29 protein-coding genes and 1 riboswitch are annotated in these 25,140 nt (G+C 40.1%); of the genes, 5 read left to right on the top strand and 24 right to left on the bottom strand.

Going from position 1 to position 25,140, the window contains the following annotated elements; translation table 11 throughout:
* Positions 1–168 precede the first annotated feature (168 nt).
* The 9 genes from A33I_RS03580 to A33I_RS03540 form a co-directional block, all read right to left on the bottom strand.
* Positions 169–1,968, bottom strand: a complete 1,800-nt coding sequence (locus A33I_RS03580; RefSeq protein ID WP_022627085.1) for an ATP-binding protein — start codon at positions 1,966–1,968, stop codon at positions 169–171.
* Complete coding sequence (locus A33I_RS03575; protein WP_022627084.1) at positions 1,968–2,684, bottom strand: response regulator transcription factor; 717 nt, start codon at positions 2,682–2,684, stop codon at positions 1,968–1,970. Before A33I_RS03575 ends, A33I_RS03580 begins: the two co-directional genes overlap by 1 nt.
* A 154-nt stretch (positions 2,685–2,838) precedes the next feature.
* Positions 2,839–4,026 (bottom strand): c-type cytochrome biogenesis protein CcsB, encoded by a 1,188-nt coding sequence (gene ccsB, locus A33I_RS03570; protein ID WP_022627083.1) that lies wholly within the window; start codon positions 4,024–4,026, stop codon positions 2,839–2,841.
* A 42-nt stretch (positions 4,027–4,068) separates the two neighbouring features.
* A complete protein-coding gene (resB, locus tag A33I_RS03565) occupies positions 4,069–5,781 on the bottom strand; it encodes a cytochrome c biogenesis protein ResB (protein WP_022627082.1) in 1,713 nt (570 codons plus the stop codon).
* Between the two features lie 60 nt (positions 5,782–5,841).
* Positions 5,842–6,375 (bottom strand): thiol-disulfide oxidoreductase ResA, encoded by a 534-nt coding sequence (resA, locus tag A33I_RS03560; protein ID WP_022627081.1) that lies wholly within the window; start codon positions 6,373–6,375, stop codon positions 5,842–5,844.
* Positions 6,376–6,458: 83 nt separating this feature from the next.
* Positions 6,459–7,187, bottom strand: coding sequence for a pseudouridine synthase (locus tag A33I_RS03555; protein WP_022627080.1), 729 nt, complete (start codon positions 7,185–7,187; stop codon positions 6,459–6,461).
* A 154-nt stretch (positions 7,188–7,341) separates the two neighbouring features.
* The gene (locus A33I_RS03550; protein ID WP_022627079.1) at positions 7,342–7,875 is read right to left on the bottom strand and encodes a spore maturation protein; all 534 of its coding nucleotides are present in this window, start codon (positions 7,873–7,875) and stop codon (positions 7,342–7,344) included.
* Positions 7,876–8,469: a nucleoside recognition domain-containing protein gene (locus tag A33I_RS03545; RefSeq protein WP_022627078.1), complete on the bottom strand. Its 594-nt coding sequence runs from the start codon at positions 8,467–8,469 to the stop codon at positions 7,876–7,878. It lies immediately after the preceding gene.
* The gene (locus A33I_RS03540; RefSeq protein WP_022627077.1) at positions 8,462–9,610 is read right to left on the bottom strand and encodes a D-alanyl-D-alanine carboxypeptidase family protein; all 1,149 of its coding nucleotides are present in this window, start codon (positions 9,608–9,610) and stop codon (positions 8,462–8,464) included. The genes A33I_RS03545 and A33I_RS03540 overlap by 8 nt, the downstream gene beginning before the upstream one ends.
* A gap of 209 nt (positions 9,611–9,819) precedes the next feature.
* On the opposite strand from A33I_RS03540, the gene A33I_RS03535 reads away from it, so the two are divergent.
* Positions 9,820–10,536 carry a DUF421 domain-containing protein gene (locus A33I_RS03535; protein ID WP_022627076.1) on the top strand — a complete coding sequence of 239 codons (717 nt, stop codon included), beginning with the start codon at positions 9,820–9,822 and terminating at the stop codon, positions 10,534–10,536.
* Here the strand turns inward: A33I_RS03535 and A33I_RS03530 are convergent.
* From A33I_RS03530 to A33I_RS03500, 7 genes are all read right to left on the bottom strand, one after another.
* On the bottom strand, positions 10,533–11,390 hold the full coding sequence (locus A33I_RS03530; RefSeq protein ID WP_022627075.1) for a DUF421 domain-containing protein: 858 nt from the start codon (positions 11,388–11,390) through the stop codon (positions 10,533–10,535). The two genes, A33I_RS03535 and A33I_RS03530, sit on opposite strands and share 4 nt — an antisense overlap.
* An 11-nt stretch (positions 11,391–11,401) precedes the next feature.
* Positions 11,402–11,608, bottom strand: a complete 207-nt coding sequence (locus A33I_RS03525) for a DUF1657 domain-containing protein (protein WP_022627074.1) — start codon at positions 11,606–11,608, stop codon at positions 11,402–11,404.
* A gap of 10 nt (positions 11,609–11,618) precedes the next feature.
* Positions 11,619–11,969, bottom strand: a complete 351-nt coding sequence (gene spoVAE, locus A33I_RS03520) for a stage V sporulation protein AE (protein WP_022627073.1) — start codon at positions 11,967–11,969, stop codon at positions 11,619–11,621.
* A gap of 1 nt (position 11,970) precedes the next feature.
* Positions 11,971–12,981 carry a stage V sporulation protein AD gene (gene spoVAD / locus A33I_RS03515; protein WP_022627072.1) on the bottom strand — a complete coding sequence of 337 codons (1,011 nt, stop codon included), beginning with the start codon at positions 12,979–12,981 and terminating at the stop codon, positions 11,971–11,973.
* 1 nt (position 12,982) lies between these two features.
* Positions 12,983–13,462 (bottom strand): stage V sporulation protein AC, encoded by a 480-nt coding sequence (gene spoVAC / locus A33I_RS03510; protein ID WP_022627071.1) that lies wholly within the window; start codon positions 13,460–13,462, stop codon positions 12,983–12,985.
* Between the two features lie 11 nt (positions 13,463–13,473).
* The gene (locus A33I_RS03505) at positions 13,474–13,899 is read right to left on the bottom strand and encodes a YhcN/YlaJ family sporulation lipoprotein (protein WP_022627070.1); all 426 of its coding nucleotides are present in this window, start codon (positions 13,897–13,899) and stop codon (positions 13,474–13,476) included.
* Positions 13,900–13,994: 95 nt separating this feature from the next.
* The gene (locus A33I_RS03500; protein ID WP_012958408.1) at positions 13,995–14,198 is read right to left on the bottom strand and encodes a DUF1657 domain-containing protein; all 204 of its coding nucleotides are present in this window, start codon (positions 14,196–14,198) and stop codon (positions 13,995–13,997) included.
* A gap of 102 nt (positions 14,199–14,300) precedes the next feature.
* Here A33I_RS03500 and A33I_RS03495 point away from each other — a divergent pair, with 102 nt between their 5' ends.
* The 3 genes from A33I_RS03495 (at position 14,301) to A33I_RS03485 (ending at position 17,230) form a co-directional block, all read left to right on the top strand.
* Positions 14,301–14,828, top strand: a complete 528-nt coding sequence (locus A33I_RS03495) for a hypothetical protein (protein ID WP_022627069.1) — start codon at positions 14,301–14,303, stop codon at positions 14,826–14,828.
* Positions 14,829–14,948: 120 nt separating this feature from the next.
* On the top strand, positions 14,949–15,650 hold the full coding sequence (locus tag A33I_RS03490) for a DUF421 domain-containing protein (RefSeq protein WP_012958406.1): 702 nt from the start codon (positions 14,949–14,951) through the stop codon (positions 15,648–15,650).
* The gene (locus tag A33I_RS03485) at positions 15,647–17,230 is read left to right on the top strand and encodes an alkaline phosphatase family protein (RefSeq protein ID WP_022627068.1); all 1,584 of its coding nucleotides are present in this window, start codon (positions 15,647–15,649) and stop codon (positions 17,228–17,230) included. Before A33I_RS03490 ends, A33I_RS03485 begins: the two co-directional genes overlap by 4 nt.
* Positions 17,231–17,428: 198 nt before the next feature.
* Here A33I_RS03485 and A33I_RS03480 read toward each other — a convergent pair whose 3' ends face one another.
* The 3 genes from A33I_RS03480 to A33I_RS03470 form a co-directional block, all read right to left on the bottom strand.
* Entirely contained in the window at positions 17,429–18,307 is an 879-nt protein-coding gene (locus A33I_RS03480) for a superoxide dismutase (RefSeq protein ID WP_022627067.1), read from the bottom strand.
* Between the two features lie 115 nt (positions 18,308–18,422).
* Positions 18,423–19,001, bottom strand: coding sequence for an SMC-Scp complex subunit ScpB (scpB, locus tag A33I_RS03475; protein ID WP_022627066.1), 579 nt, complete (start codon positions 18,999–19,001; stop codon positions 18,423–18,425).
* The gene (locus A33I_RS03470; protein WP_031311390.1) at positions 19,001–19,762 is read right to left on the bottom strand and encodes a segregation/condensation protein A; all 762 of its coding nucleotides are present in this window, start codon (positions 19,760–19,762) and stop codon (positions 19,001–19,003) included. Before A33I_RS03470 ends, scpB begins: the two co-directional genes overlap by 1 nt.
* Positions 19,763–20,006: 244 nt before the next feature.
* On the opposite strand from A33I_RS03470, the gene A33I_RS03465 reads away from it, so the two are divergent.
* Positions 20,007–20,534, top strand: a complete 528-nt coding sequence (locus A33I_RS03465; RefSeq protein ID WP_022627064.1) for a DUF309 domain-containing protein — start codon at positions 20,007–20,009, stop codon at positions 20,532–20,534.
* Positions 20,535–20,561: 27 nt separating this feature from the next.
* Here A33I_RS03465 and A33I_RS03460 read toward each other — a convergent pair whose 3' ends face one another.
* The 5 genes from A33I_RS03460 to ribD all read right to left on the bottom strand — a co-directional run bounded on the left by A33I_RS03460 (position 20,562) and on the right by ribD (position 24,618).
* Positions 20,562–20,912 (bottom strand): GNAT family N-acetyltransferase, encoded by a 351-nt coding sequence (locus A33I_RS03460; protein ID WP_022627063.1) that lies wholly within the window; start codon positions 20,910–20,912, stop codon positions 20,562–20,564.
* A 168-nt stretch (positions 20,913–21,080) separates the two neighbouring features.
* Entirely contained in the window at positions 21,081–21,548 is a 468-nt protein-coding gene (gene ribH / locus A33I_RS03455; protein ID WP_012958399.1) for a 6,7-dimethyl-8-ribityllumazine synthase, read from the bottom strand.
* Positions 21,549–21,629: 81 nt separating this feature from the next.
* Positions 21,630–22,823, bottom strand: a complete 1,194-nt coding sequence (locus A33I_RS03450; RefSeq protein ID WP_012958398.1) for a bifunctional 3,4-dihydroxy-2-butanone-4-phosphate synthase/GTP cyclohydrolase II — start codon at positions 22,821–22,823, stop codon at positions 21,630–21,632.
* Between the two features lie 39 nt (positions 22,824–22,862).
* The gene (ribE, locus tag A33I_RS03445; protein WP_022627061.1) at positions 22,863–23,534 is read right to left on the bottom strand and encodes a riboflavin synthase; all 672 of its coding nucleotides are present in this window, start codon (positions 23,532–23,534) and stop codon (positions 22,863–22,865) included.
* Between the two features lies 1 nt (position 23,535).
* Positions 23,536–24,618, bottom strand: coding sequence for a bifunctional diaminohydroxyphosphoribosylaminopyrimidine deaminase/5-amino-6-(5-phosphoribosylamino)uracil reductase RibD (gene ribD / locus A33I_RS03440; RefSeq protein WP_022627060.1), 1,083 nt, complete (start codon positions 24,616–24,618; stop codon positions 23,536–23,538).
* Between the two features lie 254 nt (positions 24,619–24,872).
* Positions 24,873–25,089, bottom strand: a riboswitch (FMN riboswitch).
* Positions 25,090–25,140: the final 51 nt, after the last annotated feature.

Genomic DNA, 25,140 nt, shown 5'->3' with positions numbered 1-25,140 from the left:
TGGCTATGTACTTACCGCTACAGGGTCGTACTCGGGACTTTCACCCGTTAGAGTTCGCCCATGCTGGGCGAACAAAAAAAGACAGCCATTACGGCTGCCTTTCCTGATCATATATAACTGTTTCCTCTAGATTCATTTCTGATTTGACCGTTTCAGATGAAACAAGATTTATCGGGACAGTTCGTCTTTCTCCGTACCAGCTTCAGGAATAAAGAAGGAAAATGTCGTTCCCTCGTCAATCTTGCTGTGAACAGAAATCTGACCTTTATGGGCATCAACAATATTCTTCGCTATCGCAAGGCCTAGACCAGTCCCACCTCTTGCCCTCGTACGTGCTTTATCTGCTTTGTAAAACCTCTCAAACACGTAAGGAAGGTCTTCTTCAGGAATTCCCGATCCTGTATCAATCACGTCAAACTTCACACCATATTCATTCGATCTAACTTTCACTGTCACTCTGCCTTTTTCACCCGTATGTCTGATGGCATTATGAATCAAGTTCGTTAACACTTGTTCAATTCTGTCAGGATCAAATGAGTTGGTGTATCCGTCTTCTACATGATCAAGCGTGAGAGTAACCCCTTCATCTTTTGCATAGCCTTGGAATTTCCTCACGATTCGATCAGAAAATGCCCCAAGCTCTAATTCTTCCAAATGAAGCTCAATATGACCAGCTTCCATACGCGCTAAATCTAAGAGCTCGTTCACAAGCCGACCCATCCTTAGCGATTCATCATAAATGATTTTTGCAAATTCCTTCTTATCTTCTTCAGAGCCTGCAATATCATCAATAATCGCTTCGCTGTAACCTTGCAGCATTGACACCGGTGTTCTAAGTTCATGAGATACATTGGCAATAAAATCCTTACGCAGTTTATCATGACGTCTCTCTTCTGTCATGTCGCGAATCACCGCAACCGCACCTCTGACATATTCCCGGTCATAGAGCGGAGTCATTAAAATAGCCCAGCTTCTACCTTGTACATCGATCTCAATCATTTGCTCCTTTTCAACAGATACGACACGCTGAAATAATTGTTCCACCGCTTCAGGCAGTACAGAAGAATCTTCATTAATCCCTTGTTCATAAAACCAAGATTGCATAAAACGCTCAGCTGGCGGGTTTGTCACAATCACTTGCCCTTTGCGGTCAAGAGTGATGACTCCATCCGCCATACTTACCAAGATTCTAGACAATTGTTCTTTTTCTTGATTAAGGGCATGAATATTGCGATTTAATTCTCTACCCATTCGGTTGAAAGCCATAGCAAGCTGCCCAATTTCATCATGTGTAAGAATCGGCACCTTCGTTTTAAACTGGCCTTGAGCTACTTCTAATGCGACCTGCCTCATTTTACGAAGAGGAGCTGTAATTCTAGAAGAGAGGAAGAATGCAAAAATGGTTGTTAAAACAATAGCAATCCCGGCTGAAAAATAAACAATCTGCTTCGTTTCATTTGACGTCTCTTCAATGGCTGATAATGATTGATATAAAAATACTGCACTATTATCAAGCTCTGTCGGCTGAAGAGGTACGCCGACAACCATCATTTCGGTGTGACTCGCTTCTCCGTTGTCGGATAAAGGAAAATCACCTTCTGTTGCAACCACTTGTTCACCATTAAATACTTCATTTAAAACCGGGTTAGTCATAAATAATTGAGCATAAATGTCATCATTGGCACTGTTATTTGTTCCCCATACCTTCGTTCCTTCAACAAAAATTAAGGCATGAGTTTCAAAAGATGAGCCGTATTGAGAAATGGTTCTTAGTGCATCATCTTGTTCATCATAACCGTCAAATATGGCCGCAATCATATTCGCATGATTAACGAGCTGTGATTCTGCTTCATTTACATGAAACCGCTCAAACGATTGCAACAGTAATACCATGAGAATGGTTAAGACAACTGATACAAGCAATAAAATCGTAAACCAAAGCTTACCTACAACACTTCGCCACAGCATTACTCTTTCTGTGCCTCAAATTTGTATCCTACACCCCATACCGTAGAAATCATTGAGGCAGCTTCAGGAGAGATACGATTTAATTTTTCACGTAAACGCTTAATATGGGTGTCAACCGTACGTAAATCTCCAAAGAAATCATAATTCCAGACATCTTTTAATAATTGTTCTCTAGAGAATACTTTATCTGGTGATTGTGCTAGATAATGCAAGAGCTCATATTCTTTTGGAGTTAAACTGATTTCATCCCCATTTACAGATACTCGGTGTGCATCATTGTCAATTGTTAAATGTGGAAACACTAATACATCTTTTGTCTGCGTATCGGTCTGAAGGAATTTGGTTGTAGAAGAACGACGCAAGAGCGCCTTCACTCTCAATACAACTTCTCGCGGACTAAAAGGCTTAACGATGTAATCATCTGTTCCGACTTCAAACCCTTGTACACGATTGGCTTCCTCTCCTTTTGCAGTCAGCATCATAACTGGAGTGGCTTTTGTTTTACGTAATTCTTGACACACTTCGATGCCATCCATACCAGGCATCATAATATCTAATAAGATAAGATCATAGTCTAATTCAAGTGCGAGACTTAAAGCTTTCTCACCATTCTCCGCCTCTTCAACTTCATAATTTTCTCTCTCTAAATACATCTTCAAAAGTCTGCGGATACGATCTTCATCATCTACGACTAAAATCTTTGCTTCTTTTTCCATATGTATAAAACCTCCTAAATAGGTAAGTTAATTCATTCTATTAAGTGTAGCATGCTAAATGCTGAAAAATAAACTACCATGTCATTATCTTAAACATGTCATCATCTTAAAATACAAAGAAAGACCCTCGCAACTATACGAGGGTCTAAACAGCTTATGCGTATGAATGCAAGCCTGCAATGACCAAGTTAACGAAAACAAGGTTAAACATGATAATGGCAAATCCAATAACGCATAACCAAGCTGAACGTTCTCCTTGCCAGCCTCTTGACAGTCGCAAATGTAGATACGCTGCATAGAATAAGAAGGTAACGAGAGCCCATACTTCTTTCGGGTCCCAGCCCCAGAATCTGGACCAAGCAATTTGAGCCCAAATCATGGCAAAGATTAGTCCTCCAAGCGCAAATACAGGAAAGCCGATTGCAATCGCACGATAACTGACTTCATCTACTGCTTGCGGACTCACTCCTTTAAGAAGCGGCTGAATGGCCCCGCCAATTCGTTTTCGTAAGATAAGGCGAAGAGCAACATATAATACTAAACCTGCAATTAATGACCAAATAACTGTGTTCAAATCATTTGCTCTAATGATTGCCGGTGCATTAAAAAATGGCTCCATTCGATTTTCTGTGACTAGCTCCCCTTCATGAGGACCAACCAGAGGTGGCAAATTATATACCATCTGTGCTTCAAGATCTTGTTCATTAACATAATTAAATGTCGCCTCATAATTCATCGCACTAAATAAATAGCCGATTAGAATGAAACCAACCAAACTAATTAAAGAATACATAACGAATTCAAATGCACGAGTTCGTTTATTTGTTTTCGTAAAATCAAGCGTACGAACTAAGTAGACTAATCCAGCGGCCATACCAATTGATAAAATCCCTTGACCAAGTGCTACGGTAATAACATGAATAGTCAGCCAGTTACTTTGCAAGGCTGGAATCAATGGCTCGACTTCACGTGGAAAAAGTGAAGCATACGCAACAATTAACATAACAATCGGCATTGTAAACATTCCAAGGACATTCGAACGATAAATCGCATAAATAATCACAAACGCATATCCTATTGCAATGCCTAGGAATGTCATATATTCAAACATATTACTTACCGGAGCATGACCTGCATGCATCCAGCGGGTGATAAAGTATCCCGTAGCAAACAAGGAAGCTCCTATCGATGAAAGAAATCCGATAAAGCCCCATCTATTACCACTCATTTCTCCTGCCTTGTTACGCCATTTTCTTCCTGTTACAGAAACTGCAAAGGCAATGGTCGCAGCAAGATAGAGGAAAAAGGCAACGTATAATAAATTACCGCTTATTGCTGCCATTTTTTACCCTCCTAGCTTTTCTTCAATCTGATTTTTTAAATCCTAGTTTTTACTCTCGTTATCTATATTACTGTCAATATGGACTTTCTCTAATGGATCATTTTCAAATGTACCATCTTTACTGTCTAAGCTCGCTTCTTTTTCTTCTACCTGATCTTTTGGAGAAGTTAAGTTCGTTTCTTTGATCGCTTCATCAATATCGCGGCGCAAGGTCAGCCAGTTTTTATTCGTATGACCAGCAATCCACACTTCACCGTTAATCCGTTGAATCCATACTCTTCGATGAGCCCAGTAAGACCCTTGAATCAATCCAATCATAAAGATGACACCACCTGTAATAAGAAGAGGAAGTGTTCGATCTTTTCTCACTCCAAGAGCCGTAACGTTATTCGTTTCAACATCTAAAAACGTCATCTTATATTGATTTTCACCAAGCGGCTCTAAGTTTTGACGAATCCCTACAAAGCTTACTTCACCCTCTGGTGTTTCAGGTGTAATCATCTCGAAAATAAAGACTGGATTATCAGGAATTTTCGAACGGGTTGATGGAACATTATCATTATTTAAGAAATAATCAGGGAAATAATCTCGAATCTTCACTTCATACCCGTCACCTAAATCATAGCTTGACTGTGGATTATAAAGATCAATGTCCATGCGGCCCTGCGTTTCCCCTGTCTCTTTATTCTCAACGGTAAAGCTCATCGTCTTTAATTCATTTAACTTATAATCAAGCTGATAAAAATTAAATCCATTATGACTCATCGGGAAGTTAACGCGGACTTCATGTTCGGCTACCGGAACTAGTTCTCCTAAGTCACCAACTGTATCTGCATCTTGGCGCTCATACAAAATGGCATCCGTTTGGAAGTTGCTGACTACAGCTCCGCCGCCCCGTTGGATCGCTTCACCGAAAGTTTCATCGTCCTCATCATAAAACTCTAATAAGAAACGTTCATTTTCAATGTAATACTGGCCATCTGTTCCCGGAACAACTACTTGATCACCCTCACGAATCCATACATGCTCATCAATGTACATTCCAGGGAAGTAACGCAGCATACAGCCAATTAAGAAAACAATAAGTCCCACATGATTCACATAAGGACCCCAGCGGGAAAAGCGGCCTTTTTCTGCCACTAAGTTTCCATTCTCTTCTGAGACCTTGTATTTATTAATTTCAAGGCGTTCACGGACTTTACTGAATGTCGCGTCAACCTCTTCTTTAGAAATACTCGATGTTCCATAGACTCTTTGGCGTTTCATAAAGTTAGCATGTCTCGTTACTCGCTGAGTTTTCAATGCGCGATGCAAAGGAACAACTCGGTCAAGGCTGGCAATAATTAGAGAGATACCCAGCCCTGCTACAAGCAGCATGTACCACCATGAACTGTATAAATTATGAAAACCTAATAAGTAATAGATTTCACCCAAATACCCATATTCTTCTGCATAGTAAATAGATGGGTTGGCAGTAGGCGGGATATACATTTCTTGAGGAAATAACGTCCCTAGTGCCGAAGCTACTAATGTAAGTACAATCAGCCAAATTCCTACTTTAACAGATGAAAAGAACATCCATATTTTGTCGATAATCGTTGTTGTATATGTTTGTGAACGGCGTGCTACACCTTCATACCTCATATTTAGAAGCGTCTTTGGTTCTGAATTTTCCTCAATCGGTTTACCGCAGGATTCACAAATCTCCGTCCCAAGAGGATTCTGGTGGCCGCATTCACAGGTAACTTTCTTCATGCCTTACACCTCAATTTACCCTTCGATTAACTTCAATTTACCCCTCATTTAAATAAAAACTTAATTACTAGAGCTTGGTTTAATTAACTCTAAAAACTCTCTTACTTGTGAATCAGTCATTCCGCCAGTATGAACTTTTACAATTTCCCCGTGCTCATCAATTAATATTGTCGTTGGCAGAGGTGAAATCCCATAAGCATCACTTACTCTCATCCCCTTATCAATAGCAATCGGGAAAGTAAGATTCAAGCGATTCACAAATTGATTAACCGTCAATTCAGGTTCATTCACGTTTACAGCAATAATTTCAACGCCTTGTTCTTTGTACTCCTCATACAGCTCTTCCATAATAGGCATTTCTTTTACACAGGGAGGGCAGTAAGTACCCCAGAAGTTTAGAAATACCCCTTTTCCCCTATACTCATCAAGTTCAATCCGCTCTCCCTCTAGATCAGTTAACGCGAAATTGACCGCATCATTTCCTGCTCGTGCTACACTGTGGTCAGCTATATAGTTTGAGTAAAACGTATAGGCAAGGGCGATCGCAATCACTGCAAGTATAGAAGTTCGCATGATTAATCGTTTACGTTTCATTTTAAGTCTATCTCCCCTTTTCTACACTAATTAATAGTGATTATCACTATTATAGCGTTGTTCACACGCACAACATTTTAAGTTTATGACGGTTTCGTGACAGCTAATTCTCGCAGGTGCTTCACTTCAATTGGCTTAAGAGGCCGCACATCTCCAGGGTTCATGCTGCGTAAATTTAAAAAGCTGTATTGCTCGCGTTTCAGCTTCATTACTGGGTGCCCAATCGCTTCGAACATACGACGGACCTGTCTATTTCTGCCTTCATGAATTGTCAGTTGTACAATCGCTGTTTGTTTTTTCTTATCCATAGATACTAACTTAACTTTTGCAGGAGCTGTCTTTCCATCTTCAAGCATAACGCCATGCTGCAGCTTTTTCAGACTTTCGCGAGCTGGGATACCTTTAACTTTTGCCACATACACTTTGTCTATTTTAAATTTTGGATGCATCAGCTGATTAGCAAACTCTCCATCATTTGTTAACAAAATAAGACCAGATGTATCATAATCCAAACGCCCGATTGGGAATACTCGCTGCTCAATCTCTAAGAAATCAGTGACAACTTTACGTCCTTTTTCATCTTTGACACTAGAGATCACACCTTGTGGTTTATACATTAAATAGTAAACCGGTTCTTCTTTATCAATCGGAACTCCTTCCACTTCAATCTCGTCTTTATTAGGATTGACCTTAACTCCTAACTCCCGTACAACTTGTCCATTTACTTTTACTTTTCCTTCGGTAATCATCGTCTCCGCTTTACGTCTAGACGTGATCCCTGCTTGTGCTATCACTTTTTGTAACCGTTCCATTCTATTCATTCACCTCATGTACCATCATACTCCCCAAACTGTTAATTCTCAAGCAGAAGCGATAACTGTTAGGGGGCGTTCAAGCTTTTGTCACCATTATCACCTAGTAAAAGGAAATTTATTGCATACAAAAAAGCCTAACTACAGTCAGGCTCTACACACCAAATACTATGGTTACGATAATAATAGATGCTATAATTCCGACGACATCAGCGAGTAAACCGACTTTAAGGGCATCCCCCATCTTCTTGATCCCGACTGCTCCGAAATATACCGTCAGTACATATAAAGTCGTATCTGTACTTCCCTGCATGGTCGAAGCGAGTCTGCCAATAAAAGAATCTGGACCATAGGTTGCAATAAGGTCACTCGTCATCCCTAATGCTCCTGTACCTGAAATCGGCCTGATCATGGCAAGAGGAACAATTTCTGATGGGACCCCTGCCATTTGTAAAAATGGTTTTATCAACTCAATTAAAAACTCCATCGCACCAGATGCCCGAAATACGGAAATAGCCACAAGCATCCCGACAAGGTAAGGAATAATGGATATAGCCATTCCAAATCCCTCCTTAGCACCTTCCACAAATGTTTCATAAGTCGGAACCCGCTTATAGGTGCCATAAACTAAAATGACACCAATTAAAATAGGGATAAACCAGATGGAGACGACTGTCAGTATGCTCACCTATGCTCTCCCCTTCCGTACTCTGCGGTAATAAAAATACCGATCTATTAAAATAGCACCGATTGTAGAACAAGTAGTGGCTAAAAGAGTCGTACCTACGATTTCTGTAGGTGAAACAGAGCCATAACTCATTCTGATTGAGATGACTGTTGTTGGAATCAACGTTATGCTCGCTGTATTAATAGCAAGCAGGGTAATCATGGAACGGCTGGCAGAGTCTCTCCCCTCATTTAAATCTTTAAGCTGTTCCATCGCCTTAATTCCCATAGGAGTGGCAGCATTTCCTAATCCAAATAAATTAGCAGTCATATTAGATAGGATATAGCCCATAGCCGGATGATTGGGAGGAACTTCAGGAAATAATCTTACAGCTACTGGGCGCATAAGCCTTGCTAAGCCCTTCAGCATCCCAGCCACTTGTGCAATCTTCATCAGTCCAAGCCAAAATACCAATATACTTATTAACCCGATACATATTGCCACAGCATCCTTAGCACCAGCGAAAATGGCCTCATTCACTTCAGCCATCTTTCCATTAAATCCAGCAAAGACAATGCCGATCACAAGCATGCCCACCCAAATTTTATTAATCAATTCCTCTCACCCCAAGCGTGAGCGAGAAAATGCTAAGGAAACGCGACCAAAATCCTTGCTTTTCTACAACCTCTGGTGGGTGATAATACAACGGAACCTGGCCAATTTTCTCTCCCGATAATGTAATGTCTACTTTTCCAACAGGATGAGGCGGCACGTATTGATCACGCTCTTCCTCTGTGGGAGGACGGTAAAGAGTAACCTTTTGTTCGACTATCTCTTTTTCAGAATCTAATAACGGATATTCAAATGTATAGGGACTGAACACATGGTTTTTGTAAAACTCATCTTTTATATCTTTAAACATCCCCTCTTCTACTAATGTTTCAAGAGAAAAGGAATCAAATGCCCAGTTAAATAGATTCATATGATCATGCCAATCGCTTGGTGCATTTAGAGTAACTACGATTAAATCAAGATCATCTTTTGAGGCTGTCGATACAAGCGTTCTTCTAGCTCTTTTCGTAAATCCGGTCTTCCCTCCTGTTGAATATTCATACAGCTCCGTTAACAGCCGATTTTTATTATGCCATACCCGAATCTGATCTCCCTCTACTCTGTGATTTTTAGTTGAAGAAATCTCTTGATAAAGCGGGCTTTCCATGGCATATCGAGTTAATAACGCCATGTCATAAGCAGACGAATAATGGTCTTCATGATCATCTAACCCGTGAGGATTTTGGAACTGTGTTTGATTCATCCCAAGTTCTCTTGCTTTTTCATTCATTAAATAGACAAACCCTTCTAAGCTGCCCCCGACATGTTCAGCTATCGCTACCGCCGCATCATTTCCGCTTCGTAACATGAGGCCGTAAACCAAATCTTCTAAAAGCATAGACTCTCCAGCTCGTAAATAAATAGAAGACCCTTCTGTCCCCTCCGCATTTGTTGAAATTTTCACCTGCTCCTGCATCTTGCCTGACTCAATTGCAAGTAAAGCTGTCATGATTTTTGTAATACTCGCGATTCTCAAAGAAGTCTGGTCATTTTTCGCATACAAGATTCTTCCCGATTCCTGCTCCATCATAATGGCTGCTTCAGCAGAAACGGAGAAATTCCTAGCTTCAACCTCAATTTGAGGAGCAATTGAAAAAGAAAGAAGAAAGAAAATAAGTCCAATTACCACCGTTTTTTTCATCATATATTATCCCCGTCCCGTCTAAGAATTATCTTAAATGCACCTATTTGTGTTTATGATGCTGAATGACACCTATCTATCTGTAAGACAAGTTTATGCAAGACAACCATATATATGACTTGATTAACTCCTCGCATATCATGCAGAAACTGGAACATACTAACAAATATTATCTAGAATCGTTCATATCAGTTTGTGAGAGGAGAAAAAAGATGATGTTTCAAGAACTTGCGCTTGTAACCGGACGGATTTTCACCATTCTCCCCCTCTTATTATTTATGACCTTAACGATGGGGAAACGTTCCATCGGACAAGTACCTATATTTGACTTTTTAGTGATTGTGACACTTGCGTCTGTAACCGGTGCAGATATTGCAGATCCTACAGTGAGTCATATTCATACTGCCTATGCAATCATTGCCATTGCTTTGTTTCAAAAAGTTGTAGCATTAAAAGTGATAAGAAACCGCCCATTTGGTAAGTGGATTACATTTGAGCCGACCGTCGTTGTAAAAGATGGGAAAATGCTAGTCGATAATGTGGCTTCCATCCGTTATTCCATCGATAATGTCTTACAGATGCTCAGGCAAAAAGATGTGTTTGATATTGGTGATGTGAAATTGGCTATTATAGAAGCAAATGGGGATATCAGCGTACAACGGAAGCCGGATAAAGCTGTGCCAAGCATTGAAGATCTTGGAATTAAAAAGAAATATTCTGGTATTTCTTATCCCGTTGTTATTGAAGGTGAGTTTCGTGAGGAAGTGATCGAAGAGCTCGGTATGAATAAAGAATCACTCCTTCGCCGCTTAGAGAAGATGGGAGTGATTCGAATCGATACTATTTTTCTATGCACGATAAATGATGAAGGGGACCTGCAATTAGCTTATTCGCGTAAAGACGAAGAACATGAATTGATTCAGCATTAGGAGGTGTATGGTTTCAAATCATTTATCAACTCAGTTACTTCTTTTTCACACCATTCGTACCGCTCTCTAGAACGAGTATTTTCCGTATCAAGTGCAAATAAAGAGAGATCTGCTTGCACTTTTTTTAAGCTTGCAGAAAGTAAAGCTAGTTCAGTCGGTTGCGGAACGGTTAGTTGATCATCAAATAAATCAACTGTTAACTGCCCATCTTTATCTACTTGAGCTAGAAACACATTTTCAACAGAAACATCGATTTTACTTAATTCCGTCTCCAGCCATTCGCGGTTAAGGCCTCTTGTTGCTAAAGGCTCATCCATAACCTCCCCGTCTTTAATGATGGTTTCTGGTTGTTTTGTTTGAGCAACCTTCATTTGCAGGGCACTTGGTGAGATCGGCTGCTTATCTGACTTTAATAATACATTTAACTCTCCATTGGATTCTAACACTGCAAATTCAACATCAGCCATTTGAAAGACATCTTTTGAGCGTAATCTTCTTAATAGTTCATCACTTGTCACATGTTGTTTAGTCATATTATCTTCAAGGATTTTCCCATCTTTAATCAATGGAATTCCTCTTCCGTAAATAAACGTACGGACCTTTGCGCTTTTTTCAACAGCATAAGCTAATCCGATTGCCAAAAGCCCCCATACAAAAAGTGCAGTAAGTACTAATCCAATCGGTGATTGAAGAGAAAACGCTCCTATGGCACCAATCACACTCATGCCAGCTACTATGCCATATTCAAATGCTGAGCATTCACCAATAGGCTTCCGGATAAAGCCTTTGAAAAAGGCAAACAGAATAATGATGATGCCTATACTTCTTGTGACAACTTCTAGCCAGCCTGGCATTTTATCCCTCCTTAATTCCCTTTATATTGCGGCTCTTCCCGCTCTAAAAACATGACCTGCTGCTCCATTTCTTGAATGATGGTTCTTGTTTTGAGAGAAGCTTGATGATACACTTTCTCTGCTTCTTCGTCTGATGATTGCAAGGCTAATTTGGTTAAGGTAGCGTCAATCCCCTTAAGCGAATATAGAGTGCCTTTTACTTGTGCAGCTACTGACATATTAAATCACCTACCCTTTAGGTTTAAAAACGAGTGATGCGAGGAATCCAAAAATGATGGCTGCAGAGATACCGGCACTTGTCACTTCAAAAATTCCTGTTATCACACCGATTAACCCATTTTGTTCAGCTTCAGCCATCGCACCGTGTACTAAGGCATTACCAAAGCTTGTTATAGGAACTGTGGCACCAGCTCCTGCAAAATCAATTAAAGGCTCATAGAGACCAAATCCATCTAAAACTGCCCCTGTCACAACAAGAGTACTCATAGTGTGTGCCGGAGTAAGCTTCCCTACATCCATTAACAACTGTCCAATCACACATATAATACCGCCAACAATAAAGGCCCAAATAAAAATCATATTACATTCCCCCCGCTTCAATTGAGACTGCATGTGCGATACAAGGGATCGTTTCCTTTTGTTGAAACGATAACGGGGAAAGAAGTGCTCCAGTTGCCACTATTAACATTCGCTTAATTTCGCCTCGTTTCATTCTGTTAAGTAAATGCCCGTACGTTACTGAAGCAGAACACCCCGGTCCGCTTGCTCCGGCAAGAACCGGCTGTCCTTCTCGATAAATCATTAACCCACAATCTTGGAACACACCATCCTCTAGTTCAATTCCTCTCTCTTCAAGCATTTCTTTTGCAATCGGCAAGCCAATCTTTCCTAAGTCACCTGTTGCAATAAGGTCATAATGATCATGTGGCAGTTCCAAATCACGAAAATGTGATTCAATCGTATCGACAGCTGCCGGAGCCATAGCACCGCCCATATTAAATGGATCTGACAACCCCATATCAATAACTTTGCCAATCGTAGCCGAAGTAACGTGCGGACCTGATCCATCTCTAGAAATAATGGCAGCACCGGAAGCGGTAACAGTCCATTGAGCAGTTGGCGGTTTTTGTCCGCCATACTCGGTAGGATAACGGAATTGCTTTTCGGTTGCTGCATTATGACTCGTCGCTGCTGTCACAACATGATTTGCCCCGTCCCCATTCACAAGAAACGCAGCAAGCGCAAGCCCTTCCATTGACGTTGAACACGCTCCAAACATGCCTAGGTAAGGAATACAAAGCATACGGCAGGCAAAACTTGATGGAGTTAATTGATTAAGCAGATCTCCTGCCAACATAAATTGAATATCACCATTTGTTAGCTCTGCTTTTTCAATAGCCCTGGTTACGGATTCTTCTAAAAGGACACGTTGTGCTTTCTCGTAAGAATCCTGCCCTAACCAAAGGTCCTCATGGAGAAGGTCAAAGTCGTTAGATAGCATACCATTTGCTTCAAACGGACCTCCAACAACACCAGTTGAGGTAATCACTGGCTTATTTTCAAACACCCAAGACTGATGTCCCTTTAACATCTCACAGTCCTCCCCACTGAAGCAGCACGGTTTTTATAATAGCAATAATGAAAGCCGCCACCGTACCAAATACGATAACTGAGCCAGCTAGCTTAAACATATTGCCGCCCACACCAAGAACGTAGCCTTCAGTTCTATGTTCAATAGCAGCAGATGCGATCGAGTTAGCAAAGCCTGTCACAGGCACTGCTGTACCAGCTCCTGCAAATTGAGCGAACCTGTCATATACTCCAAAACCTGTTAGTAAGACGGCGATAAAAATTAACGTGGCTACGGTCGGATTGCCTGCTGTGCGCTCAGTAAAATCAAAAAAGGTATAATACATCGTTTGTACGCCTTGTCCAAAAAAACAAATTAATCCTCCAATAAAGAAAGCTCGCATACAGTTTTTAAGAACCGGGCGCTTCAATTCGTGCTTTTGGGCAAGACGTTGATAAGCCTGCTGTGTCGGCGTCACATTTTTCATTTTACTGCTTGACATAAGCTACCCTCCTAACCCTTCATTTTTTCTTCTAGATCTTTTAGTTTGGCGTCATATCTCTTTTTACTTATAGTGCGTTGCTTCAATTCTTTCTCAAGCTTGCCAAGTTCAATAAAAATCTTTTTATCTGTAGATACGTGAACTGTGTAATCTGGAAAACGCTTTTTTACGTTCTCATGACCACGCTTTCTAATATCATTCAAATGGAAACGATCGAATTGTTTCACACGAGGGGCCAGATATATATCCTTTTCATTTGATACACCAACTACTTCTAATATCTCTTCCATAGATAAGAGAATTTGTTTTGCCTCATCTGCTTCATGTTGAGGAACAATGGCTTCCTCACCTACTTGTAGAGGATTAATCGTCTGTGCCCTTTGACCGCATCCGCTTGCTATAAGAAGAAAAATACATATAATTAGAATTCGTTTCATTCATATCACCTCATCTTCTGATAAAATACATGATGTAAGAGCTAAGTAACGTTCATTACATTACTTAGCTCAGAACTTTTCGAGGCTGCCAAAACTTACTGTTTGTATTGAGGCTCTTCTTGTTCAATTTCTTGCAAACGAGGGTTTAACCCGTCAACAATTCCCTGTGTTTGTGTAGCCAGTTGTTGGAATAATTGCTTCGCTTGCTGATTATCTGTTTCAAGAGCAAATGTTTCAAGGCTTGCTTGTGCACTTTTTAATCCAGAAATCGTCTGTTTCATTTTGTTAGCAACAGTCATTATGTCACTCCCTTTCTTTTTAACATCACTTATAGGATGAAATAATCTACGTCATCTTATTAGATACAATTTCTGTAAACTATTTTCCGTAAGGAGTTTTCTATGCAAACGATCCTAATCTTACTCTGTCTGATGACCATTTTACATACAGGAATGCTCGCCTTACTCCTTATAAGACAGCATAATCACATCCATATAAGCAAAAAAATGTATAACTCACTTCTCTCTTCAACAACAGAAGCGGAAGTAAAGCAACGCGAGGAGCTGATAGAAGAGCAACGTACCCATCTTCTCCTACTTTGCTTTAAGATTAGAGAAACCGTAGCTAAACAAACAACTAGTCTCCACCCATTGCAGATCGAACGTACTCCCCGAAGACACGGTCTTACTGAGCAGGAGTTAGCAAAGTGCTTTAATTCAGAGCAAGCACAAGCTGTGACCATCCTTTTTAAGAACTATAGAGAGTACGTAGAAACATACTGGGCAGGAGAAGATCAATCAATTAAGACTATTTTTAAGGGAAATCCTGCTGACCCAACGTCAGAGCTTGGAACGTTGCACGCTGCTTCTACTCAGCTTCTCCATCAGATTGAACAACTACTTATAACCATCCAACGCACAGAAAAATAACACCTTTCCATATGACTTCTTTGAAGCTGCCCCTACAATGGCAGCTTTTGTTTTCCCTTTTGATAAAAAACATCATTTTGATCACACTATAAAGGATTACATCTTAAAAGGAGAAACGCTGTGCATACAAATTTCCTATCGCTAACTACCGAGCTTTTAGTCGGTTTCTTTGCATTATTAATATTGACTAAAGTGTTAGGCAAAAACCAGATTACACAGCTGACTCCATTTGACTTTATCTCAGCATTAGTACTTGGGGAGCTGGTTGGTAATGCTATTTATGACAAGGAGATCGGCCTGCAGTATGTTATCTACGCCATCTTTTTTTGGGGATCATTAATCTATTTTATTGAAATGCTTACTCAAAAGTTTAGAGGGACAAGAGCCTATCTAGAAGGAACACCTGCATTAATCATTGCGAATGGAAAAATTCAATATGAAGAATTGAGAAAAAATAAGCTCGACTTAAATCAGCTTCAGCATCTTTTAAGAGAGAAAAGTGTATTTTCTGTACGTGAAGTTCAATATGGGGTGCTTGAAACGAATGGGTCAGTCAGCGTATTAAAAAAGCAGCAATTTGATACCCCTATTAATAAGGACTTAAACATCCCCGCTAAATCTGTTTCGCTGCCTATCCTTTTAATATTAGACGGGGAGTTAATTACTGAAAGCTTACAGCAGCTAAATATGAGTGAAGAGTGGTTAAAAGAAGAACTATTAAGAAGAGGAATCCCTGAAATCAAAGCTGTTATGTACGCGGAATGGCTTGAAGGCGAGGGGTTTGAGATTCAAACGTACGATAGAAAGAAGGGATCAAAATGAGAGCATGGATTATTTTCATTATAATAATTAGCCTTGTTTGTTCAGGTTGTACTTCTAAAGAAGAAGAAAAAAGCGGCGCTTCCATTCAATCAAGTGACCACTCATCTAAGAAAATAATGGTTATCATGGTCGATTCTATGACACCTGAATTAATTAAACTCGGGATACAAGAAGGAAGAACTCCAGCGATTGCTTTTTTAACAGAACACGGAAAAGTATTTGATGATCTTATTTCTCCATTTCCATCTATGTCCGTTGTTATTGAGAGTTCATTAATAACTGGTGTTGGTCCAGAGGAACATCATGTACCCGGATTGATTTGGTATAACAAAGACGAAAACAGATTGGTCGATTATGGCTCTACCATACCTCGCACCTTTAAAATTGGTACAAATCAAATTCTTGAAGATGCACTAGAACATTTAAATAATACACATTTAAATCAAGATATTCCGACTGTTTATGATGAATTAGCCAATACAGGAGTAACCACCGGATCTGTTAACATGTTACTTTACAAAGGACCGATTCAACACGAATTAACGATCCCGCCTTTAGTAAAACACGCCGTTCATACGGAATCGACCTTTAAGACAAAAGGGCCTGATTTACTAGCATTTGGACAGGTCATTAAGCCAAAAGCTCTTAAAAATAAAAACCTGCCAGACCATGTATATGAGCAATATGGCCTTAATGATCAATATTCAACAGAAGTTATCCAAAACTTAATCGAAGCTGGTCAACAGCCTGATTTTCTCATGACATTCCTTCCTGATTTTGACAAAGAAGCGCATCACCATGGGCCGCTTAATCTTGAAGGCTTTTCAAAGGCGGATTATCACCTGCAGACTATTTTGAACAGTTATCCTAGCTGGGAAGAAGCCATAGATGACACGATTTTCATCTTATTAGGGGACCACAGCCAAGTAGCTCTTAGAGACAAAGGCGAGCATACTGCAATAGAACTTGAAGCTCTGCTTGAGCCATATTCCATTGCAAAGCTCTTAGATGAACCAACGGATGGAGATGTCATTATCGCTAACAATCACCGTATGGCCTACCTCTTTTTCACTAACGAGAATATAAACAAACAAAACATTTTAAACTTGCTTACTGATGAACGTATCGATCACTTGGCTTGGGCAGAGGGTGAGGACATTATGGTTAAACAAGCAGCAAACGATTCGTCCCTTTCTTATAAGAAAAATGGTAATCTTCGTGATCGTTATGATCAAACTTGGGACCTTAGTGGAGATTTATCAGTATTAGACTTGAGTGTAGATAAGCAATCTAATACCCTTGTTTACGGTGAATATCCTGACGCTCTAGAACAACTTTATTCAGCCCTTAAAAGTCAAGAAGGCTCTTTAATTATTACAGCAAAGCCAGGTTATACTTTAAAGTCAGAAGGTGCCCCTGTTCATTATGGTGGAGGTGAGCATGGAGGGCTCCATGAAGATGATACAAGAGCAGCTCTAATTGTAACAGGTACTGACAAATATCCCGACAAGCATAGAATCCGAGATCTAAAGCCATATTTTTTAGATCTGTTAAATCAAAAGGAATCTTTATTTGAATAAAAATAGATGCTTATAAGGAACAGAATAAATCAAATAAGAGACTGGCTTATTTAAAACCAGTCTCTATTTTGTTTAAGATACCCACTTGATTTTGTTTTCTTAGAGTAGTTGTGGATCTTCGCTTTATGTGCACATTATCTTTCATTTAAATACGTAAACCCATTTGCCCTATCCGTTCTTTTTACCTGCAAGCTCTCTTTAATAAGGCTGCCATCTTACTTGTTTCGCTGTTGCATACCGCTCTTCGACAGCTGGCCAGTTTACAATGTTCCACCAATTTTCGATATATGGCTTCCTTTCATTTTTATACTGCAGGTAATATGCATGCTCCCATACATCTAAGACAAGCAATGGAATTTGATCTTGCTGAGAAAGGTTTTGATGCTTTTCTGCTTGCAGGATCTCGAGGCGATGAGACCTCGGTGACCAAACCAATATGGCCCACCCTCCACCTTCCACCGCGTTTGCTGCTTCTGAAAAATGTTTTTTCATCTGTTCAAATGAACCAAAATCTTGATTGATTTGCTCTAACAGTTCTCCACTTGGTTCTCCCCCGCCATCAGGATTCATAATTTCCCAGAAGATTGAATGAAGGTAATGACCTGATCCGTGAAAAGCAGCTTCTCTTTCCCAATGTTTAATGAGGGAGAAGTCACCTGTTTCTCTGGCTCCCTGCATGGCATTTTCAGCTTTATTAAGGCCGTCTACATAACTTTGATGATGCTTATCATGGTGCAGCCTCATAATTTCTTCTGCAATATAAGGCTCTAGTGCATTATAAGCATACGGCAATGGCGGGAGTGTATGGCCGCCAATTGGAACTGCGCGTACTCCCCCGTCATTTCGATTATCACTAAACATCTTATGCCAAGCGTCATAGACTTCCCATGCCTCATTTTCATAGTCAGCGGAATCTCTTAGCTGTTGTTCTTCCATTGAGTTTAATAATGACGTTAAGGAGCTTACAAAAGCTACTGTTTTCTGTTTCCCAACCTGACTTTCAATGAATTCCCCTTGTTCATTCCAAAGTTGCTTTATATCCTCAGCCCATTCATACAGTTGGTCATTATATCCCATATGCCGCCCCCTAAATTTTTACTCATCGTTAAAGCGTATGACCAGAGAATGTCCATGTGAACTTGACCATATAAAATAGGTATGTCTCACTTAAAAGTCAGACATACCTTTTTCACTAAAGTCCTTCTTCCATATTCTTAAAGAACAGATCAGCCTCATCTTCGATTGGATCATCTTCAATATCCTCAGGCAGCGGCGGAAGCTCATCTAAATGCTTTAACCCAAAATGGTCAAGAAATTGAGGGGTTGTCCCATACAATATAGGCCGCCCCGTTCCGGCAACTCTTCCTACTTCCTTAATTAATAATTTTGAAGTAAGCGATTGAAGTGCTCGTTCAGACTTCACTCCACGAATCTCATCTATTTCAGCACGTGTGATAGGCTGTTTATAAGCAACAATGGCTAACGTTTCTAGGGCTGCTTGTGAAAGCCCTGAATGCAGCGGCGACGTAGCTAGTTTCTTTATATAAGGTGCATGATCTGCCCTTGTTTGAAAACGGAATGAACCACCAACTTCTACGATCTGTAACCCGCGCACAGCGTCTTCCATTGATGCCTGCAGGTCACTCATCACATCTTTTACAGTGTCAACTTCAACTTCAATTACTTCTGCAAGCTGTTCATACGTCATTCCTTCATCCCCAGCTACAAATAATAAGCCCTCGACAATAGCCTTCATTTCATTTTTAGTCATTATAGCTTTCCTCCTTCCTGCTTAAAGATTGTAATATCTGCAAAATTCCCTTCCTGCTCACAACGAATCGTTTTTGTCTTCATTAATTCTAATACAGCTAGAAATGTCACAACCATATGACTTTTCTCAGGTACGGTAAACAATTCATGAAACGAACAAGAGTTGGTTGGAAGATCCGTTAGATAGGAAACAACCTCATTCATTCGATCTTCAATTGAATACTCCTGGGATCTAATCGTTGTCGTACGTGGTGCTTTTAATGATTTTCGTTTCATTAACTTTTGATAAGCTGCGAGCATATCAAATAATGAAACCCCAGAAATAGCTACTTCACGACGATCGTTTTCACTAATTAACGGCTCTAGATCCTCTGGCGGTCTAGTATGTACAAGGCTGCGCTTTTCTTCTTTTTCCTTAAGTTCCGTTGCGGCTTCTTTATACTTACGATACTCAATTAATCGATTCATTAATTCATCTCTTGGATCTTCCTCATCTTCAATAATTAATTCTTCATCAAACAATTCCTCCTGCTTAGGTAGGAGCGTTTTACTTTTAATTGCTAGAAGAGTTGCTGCCATAACCAAATATTCGCTAGCAATATCAAGATGAAGCTCTTGCATAGCATGAACATAACTCATATATTGGTCCGTAATTGGTGCTACCGGAATATCATAAATATCAACCTCTGCTTGATTAATTAAATGAAGCAGAAGATCAAGAGGCCCTTCAAAGGTATCAAGCTTTACATTATAAGGATTTATTTCATAAGGATTTATTTCATAAGGATTTACTTCATTTGAATTCAATTCACATTCACCACTAGCCTTGATTTTTTTGCGCTAGATGAGATTATACCATACTTCGAAACACTCTGTAACAGGCAATAGATATAGGGTTAGAGAAGGTCGCTAAGAAACTTGGTAATACAGTTAGCTTACAAACCCCATGTGTTCCTGATAAAATAGAAAATATAGTAGATGGAGTGTTGCTCAAAGGAGTTTTTTTATGTATTCAAACGCCTATTTAGAGTTTCTGATTGAATTTCATGCCACGCGTGATTATTTTGAATGCCATGAAATTTTAGAAGAACATTGGAAAGAAGACCCTCCTGGTAAGAGAAAACTACACTGGGTTGGGTTAATACAGCTAGCAGTGGCCTTATATCATGAGCGGAGAGGAAATGTGACAGGTGCAAAACGGATGTACCGCAGTGCTCTTAGAATTATTGAAGCAGAGAAAAAGTTAATAGAACAGCTTGGTATAGATACCAGCCAATTACAACAACTAATTTTAGAGAGAACCTTGCAAGCAGGTAGTAAATTTACCGATTTTATGATTCCTATAAATGATAAGAAACTGCTAGCGGCATGTGAAAAGCTCGCTTACGAGAGGAAAGTCATATGGGGATCGCCAAGCGCGTTAGATTCGGAACAGCTTATTCACAAACATAAACTAAGGGATCGCAGTTCCGTTATAAAAGAGCGTGAACTCAGGTTAAGTGAGAACCGAATGATGAAACATGAAAAAAAGTAGACAAATCATCTGTCTACTTTTTTCGTGTTAGCTCGTTTTTTCTTCACAGTTTAAAAGGAAGTCTTTTGTTTCTTTTGATGGTTTAAGATCTGCATTCAATCTTTGTTTTAAAGCGTGTATTATATTCGTTCCTAAGCCCTCTTCACGATAAGAAGGATTGACGCTTAGGTGGTGCAAAATGGCTTCATCTCCATCCATTTCCAGACCGGCAATCCCTACAATATCTTCGTCTACCTTCCAAAAAAATAATTTCCATGTTTCATTCGTTTCATAAAGCTCGATCGTTTTAATAAGTTTCTTTACATCCTTCTCTTTTGGCATATACGATAGTAAGCCCATCGCTATTTTCTTCTGAGATGTTTTGTATGGTATGAGCATGATTTCTCCTCTTCCTCTGAACCTAATGTAACGTATCCGCTTTCACCCCATACATTTTACCATATTCATACACATTTTGCGTCTTTAATTCATATACCAATGGCAATTTAAGACTAAAGAAACAAAAAATCAGCATAGCTTGGCAGCTATGCTGATTTTAAGTGAATATTATTCGAACGAACGACCTAGATTTGCCATTTCAATTGCAGCCGCAGCCGCTTCCCAGCCTTTATTTCCTGCTTTTGTACCAGCACGTTCTACAGCTTGCTCGATCGTATCAGTTGTCAGCACCCCGAAAATAACCGGTTTACCTGATGAAAGAGATAGAGAAGCTACACCTTTCGCTACTTCACCACACACGTAATCAAAGTGAGGAGTTGCACCGCGAATAACCGTCCCTAGTGTAATAACTGCATCATACTTTCCGCTCTCGACCATTTTCTTTGCAGCAAATGGAATTTCAAAAGCACCAGGAACCCATGCTACATCTACATCTTCCTCAGCAACACCATGACGTTTTAGAGCATCTTCAGCTCCGCCTAATAATTTGCTAGTAATAAATTCGTTAAATCGTCCAACTACGATCCCTACTTTTAACCCTGTTGCTACTAAATGACCTTCATATACTTTACCCATGTTTAAATTCCTCCTAATGTATGGATCAATTTGAGAGAAGCACTAGAAGTCTAGCGCTTCTCGTTTACCTTTTATTTACGATTAAAAATGAAGCATGTGGCCAAGCTTTTCTGTTTTTGTACGCAGATAACGCTCATTATCTACATTATGCGGCATTTGAATTGGAACACGGTCCACCACTTCTAATCCGTATCCTTTCAGACCCGTAATTTTTCTTGGATTATTCGTTAGAAGTTTCATTTGAGTGACACCTAAATCTCTTAAGATCTGCGCCCCAATACCATAATCACGAAGATCTGGTCCAAAACCCAGCTTCTCATTTGCTTCAACTGTATCATAACCCTCTTCTTGAAGCTTGTAGGCTTTGAGCTTATTCATTAAGCCAATCCCACGCCCTTCTTGACGCATATAAAGCAGAATTCCAGAGCCTTCTTGCTCAATTTGTGCTAGAGCTGCATGTAATTGCGGTCCACAATCACAGCGGTTAGAGCCGAACACATCACCAGTTAAACACTCTGAATGAACTCTGACAAGGGTTGGCTCTCCTTCTCTTATTTTACCCTTTACAAGAGCAACACTTTCTTTTCCTTCAAGTACATCTGTATAGCCAATGGCGCGAAAATCACCAAAAACAGTCGGAAGTTTAATTTCCACCTCTTGCTTAACAAGCTTATCTTTACGATGACGATAGGAAATAAGATCTTTTATCGTAATCATCTTAAGATCATGTTCATCAGCAATCTTGCGAAGCTCAGGCACTCTGGCCATTGAACCATCTTCATTCATAATTTCACAGATGACCCCAGCAGGCTTAGCTCCAGATAATCTTGCTAAATCAACAGCAGCCTCTGTGTGACCAGCCCGGCGCAAAACTCCACCGTTTTTAGCAATCAGCGGAAAAATATGTCCAGGACGTTTAAAATGATGTTTCTTCGTTTGATCATCCACAAGTGCTAATACGGTATCTGAACGCTCATGAGCCGAAATTCCTGTCGTCGTTGTATGATGATCAATGCTGACAGTAAAAGCTGTTCCGTGAGGGTCTGTATTATGATCAACCATTGGGACTAAATCTAGTTCCCTCGCACGGTCTTCAGTAATTGGTGTACAAACTAGACCGCGACCGTGAGTGACCATGAAATTAATAACCTCAGGTGTTGTTTTCTCTGCAATGGCAACAAAATCACCTTCATTTTCCCTATCCTCATCATCACATACAATGACGACTTTTCCTTGCATCAATTCATAAATTGCTTCTTCAATTGGATCAAACATTTTGTCTGTCATGTTGCTTCACCATCCTAATCTAGTTCGCTATTTAAAACCATGCTCTGATAAAAACTGTTCACTCAAGGAGGTTTGTTTTATCGGCTGACTGCTCTTTTTGGTTGGACTCTTTTTCCTTGTTAGAAATTGTTCTATATATTTTCCTATCATGTCACACTCAATATTCACAATATCTCCCACACCTTTTGATCCTATAATCGTTTCTTCAATCGTGTGGGGAATAATTGAAATCGTGAAGGAAGTTTCATCTACTCCAAAAATCGTTAAGCTTGTTCCATCTACTGCAACGGAACCTTTATGAACCATGTAGTGTCTTAAGTCATCAGACACTTCAATTGTATAATAGACTGCATTATCTTTAGGTTCTTTTGAGATGATTTTGCCGATTCCATCAACATGTCCAGATACAAAATGGCCTCCAAATCTACCTTTAGCACTCATTGCCCTCTCAAGATTCACTTTTGCGCCTCTGCCTAATCCGTTTAAACTAGTAGCACGGACCGTTTCTGGCATGAGATCGACTGTAAATGAATGGTTTGTATACGAAGTAACCGTAAGACACACCCCATTAACTGCGATACTGTCTCCAAGAGCTACATCACTGAGAACTTTTTTTGCAGCTATATTCATCACAATAGCTTCGCCGCTTTGACGTACTTGGTCAATTCTGCCAATTTCTTCAATAATTCCAGTAAACATCTTACCCCTCCTTAACTAAAGAAGTGATTTTAATATCATGTCCTACTTGTACTACATCAATCACTTCGAGCTCAAGTGCTTGATTAATAGAAGAAATTCCTTCTCCGCCAACTGAAGTCGGGGCATTCTTCCCTCCCACCATTTTAGGCGCCACATAGGTTATGACTTGATTGACCGCTCTTTCTTTAATGAAGCTTCCATTTACTTCTTGGCCGCCTTCCACATAGAGCGTCATCACTCGTCTTTTTCCTAATTCCATCAATATAGAGGGAATCGAGTAGTCACGTAATCTAATCACATCCACACCAAGCATACGAAGGGCTTCTTCTTTCTCACTAGAGGCATGTTCTGTAGTAAATACCCAAGTCTTCGCTGCTTGATCACAAGCTACTTGTGAACTCTCCGGCAGACGCAGGTGTCTGTCTAAAATAATTCGAATCGGATTGCGCCCGCCATTCGGCAGACGTGTCGTTAAAGCTGGGTTATCGCTCAGCACTGTACCAATTCCAACCAAGATTGCATCATGAATGTGACGGTCACGGTGTACATCAAGCCTCGCTTCCTCTCCTGTAATCCACTTACTTTCACCTGTAACAGTGGCTGTCTTTCCATCTAGGGTAGATGCTGTTTTCATGGTTACAAAAGGCCGCTTTGTTTGAATAAAATGAAAGAATATACGATTTAATTCAATAGCTTCAGCCTCACATACTCCAACATCCACGGTAAGCCCGGCATCACGAAGTCGTTTGATCCCACGTCCAGATACTTCTGGGTTTGGGTCGACTGTTGCTACTACAACGCGTTTCAATTGTTTTTCAATAATTAAATCAGCACAGGGAGGAGTTTGACCATAGTGACTACACGGTTCTAACGTCACATAAATGGTAGCCCCTTTGGCTTTTTCACCGGCCATTTTCAATGCATTAACTTCAGCATGACCTTCCCCTGCCTTTAAATGAGCTCCCATTCCTATAATCGCTCCGTCTTTTACGACGACAGACCCTACCATCGGATTGGGAGATGTTTGACCACGTGTTTGTTCCGCAAGCGTTAGAGCCAGCTTCATGTAATCTTTATCATTCATCACGCCATCCCTCTCATCCGATGTTCCTTCTAAGAAAATAAAAAACCCCCGAACGATTCATCATTCGGGGGTGTCATTTAAAGAAGAGTAGCATGAACTAGCCATTATGAACATAATGGATTTCAATAATATTTAAAAAGGCAGACTGGTCCCTTTAATAAGTGCTTTCTTTTGAAAAAAGATAGACTTAAATAAGGCATGTCTAAGAAAATTAACACAAAGAATCTGTCTTAATCCCTTTTCAAATCATGCTCTCGTTCCTTCTCCCATCCAGACTTTAACTGTCGGTCCCGGATTTTCACCAGGTCCACCGTTTTCAAGATGCAGCAAACACATCACCTCTATACTCTAATCATTGTATTGATCACAGCCGATAGATCACAGCCGATAGAAGCGAAAACGGGTCACGGACTAAGAAGCATTTGCTTCATCACCGCCGGTCGGGAATTTCACCACGCCCCGAAGGAAACATCATTCAATTTTTTACAACTACCGACATTGTATCTCGTTTCCTCACATACC

The organism is Alkalihalophilus marmarensis DSM 21297 (assembly GCF_000474275.2).
Taxonomy (GTDB): domain Bacteria; phylum Bacillota; class Bacilli; order Bacillales; family Bacillaceae_D; genus Alkalihalophilus; species Alkalihalophilus marmarensis.
This window is presented reverse-complemented; position numbering and strand designations above follow the sequence as displayed.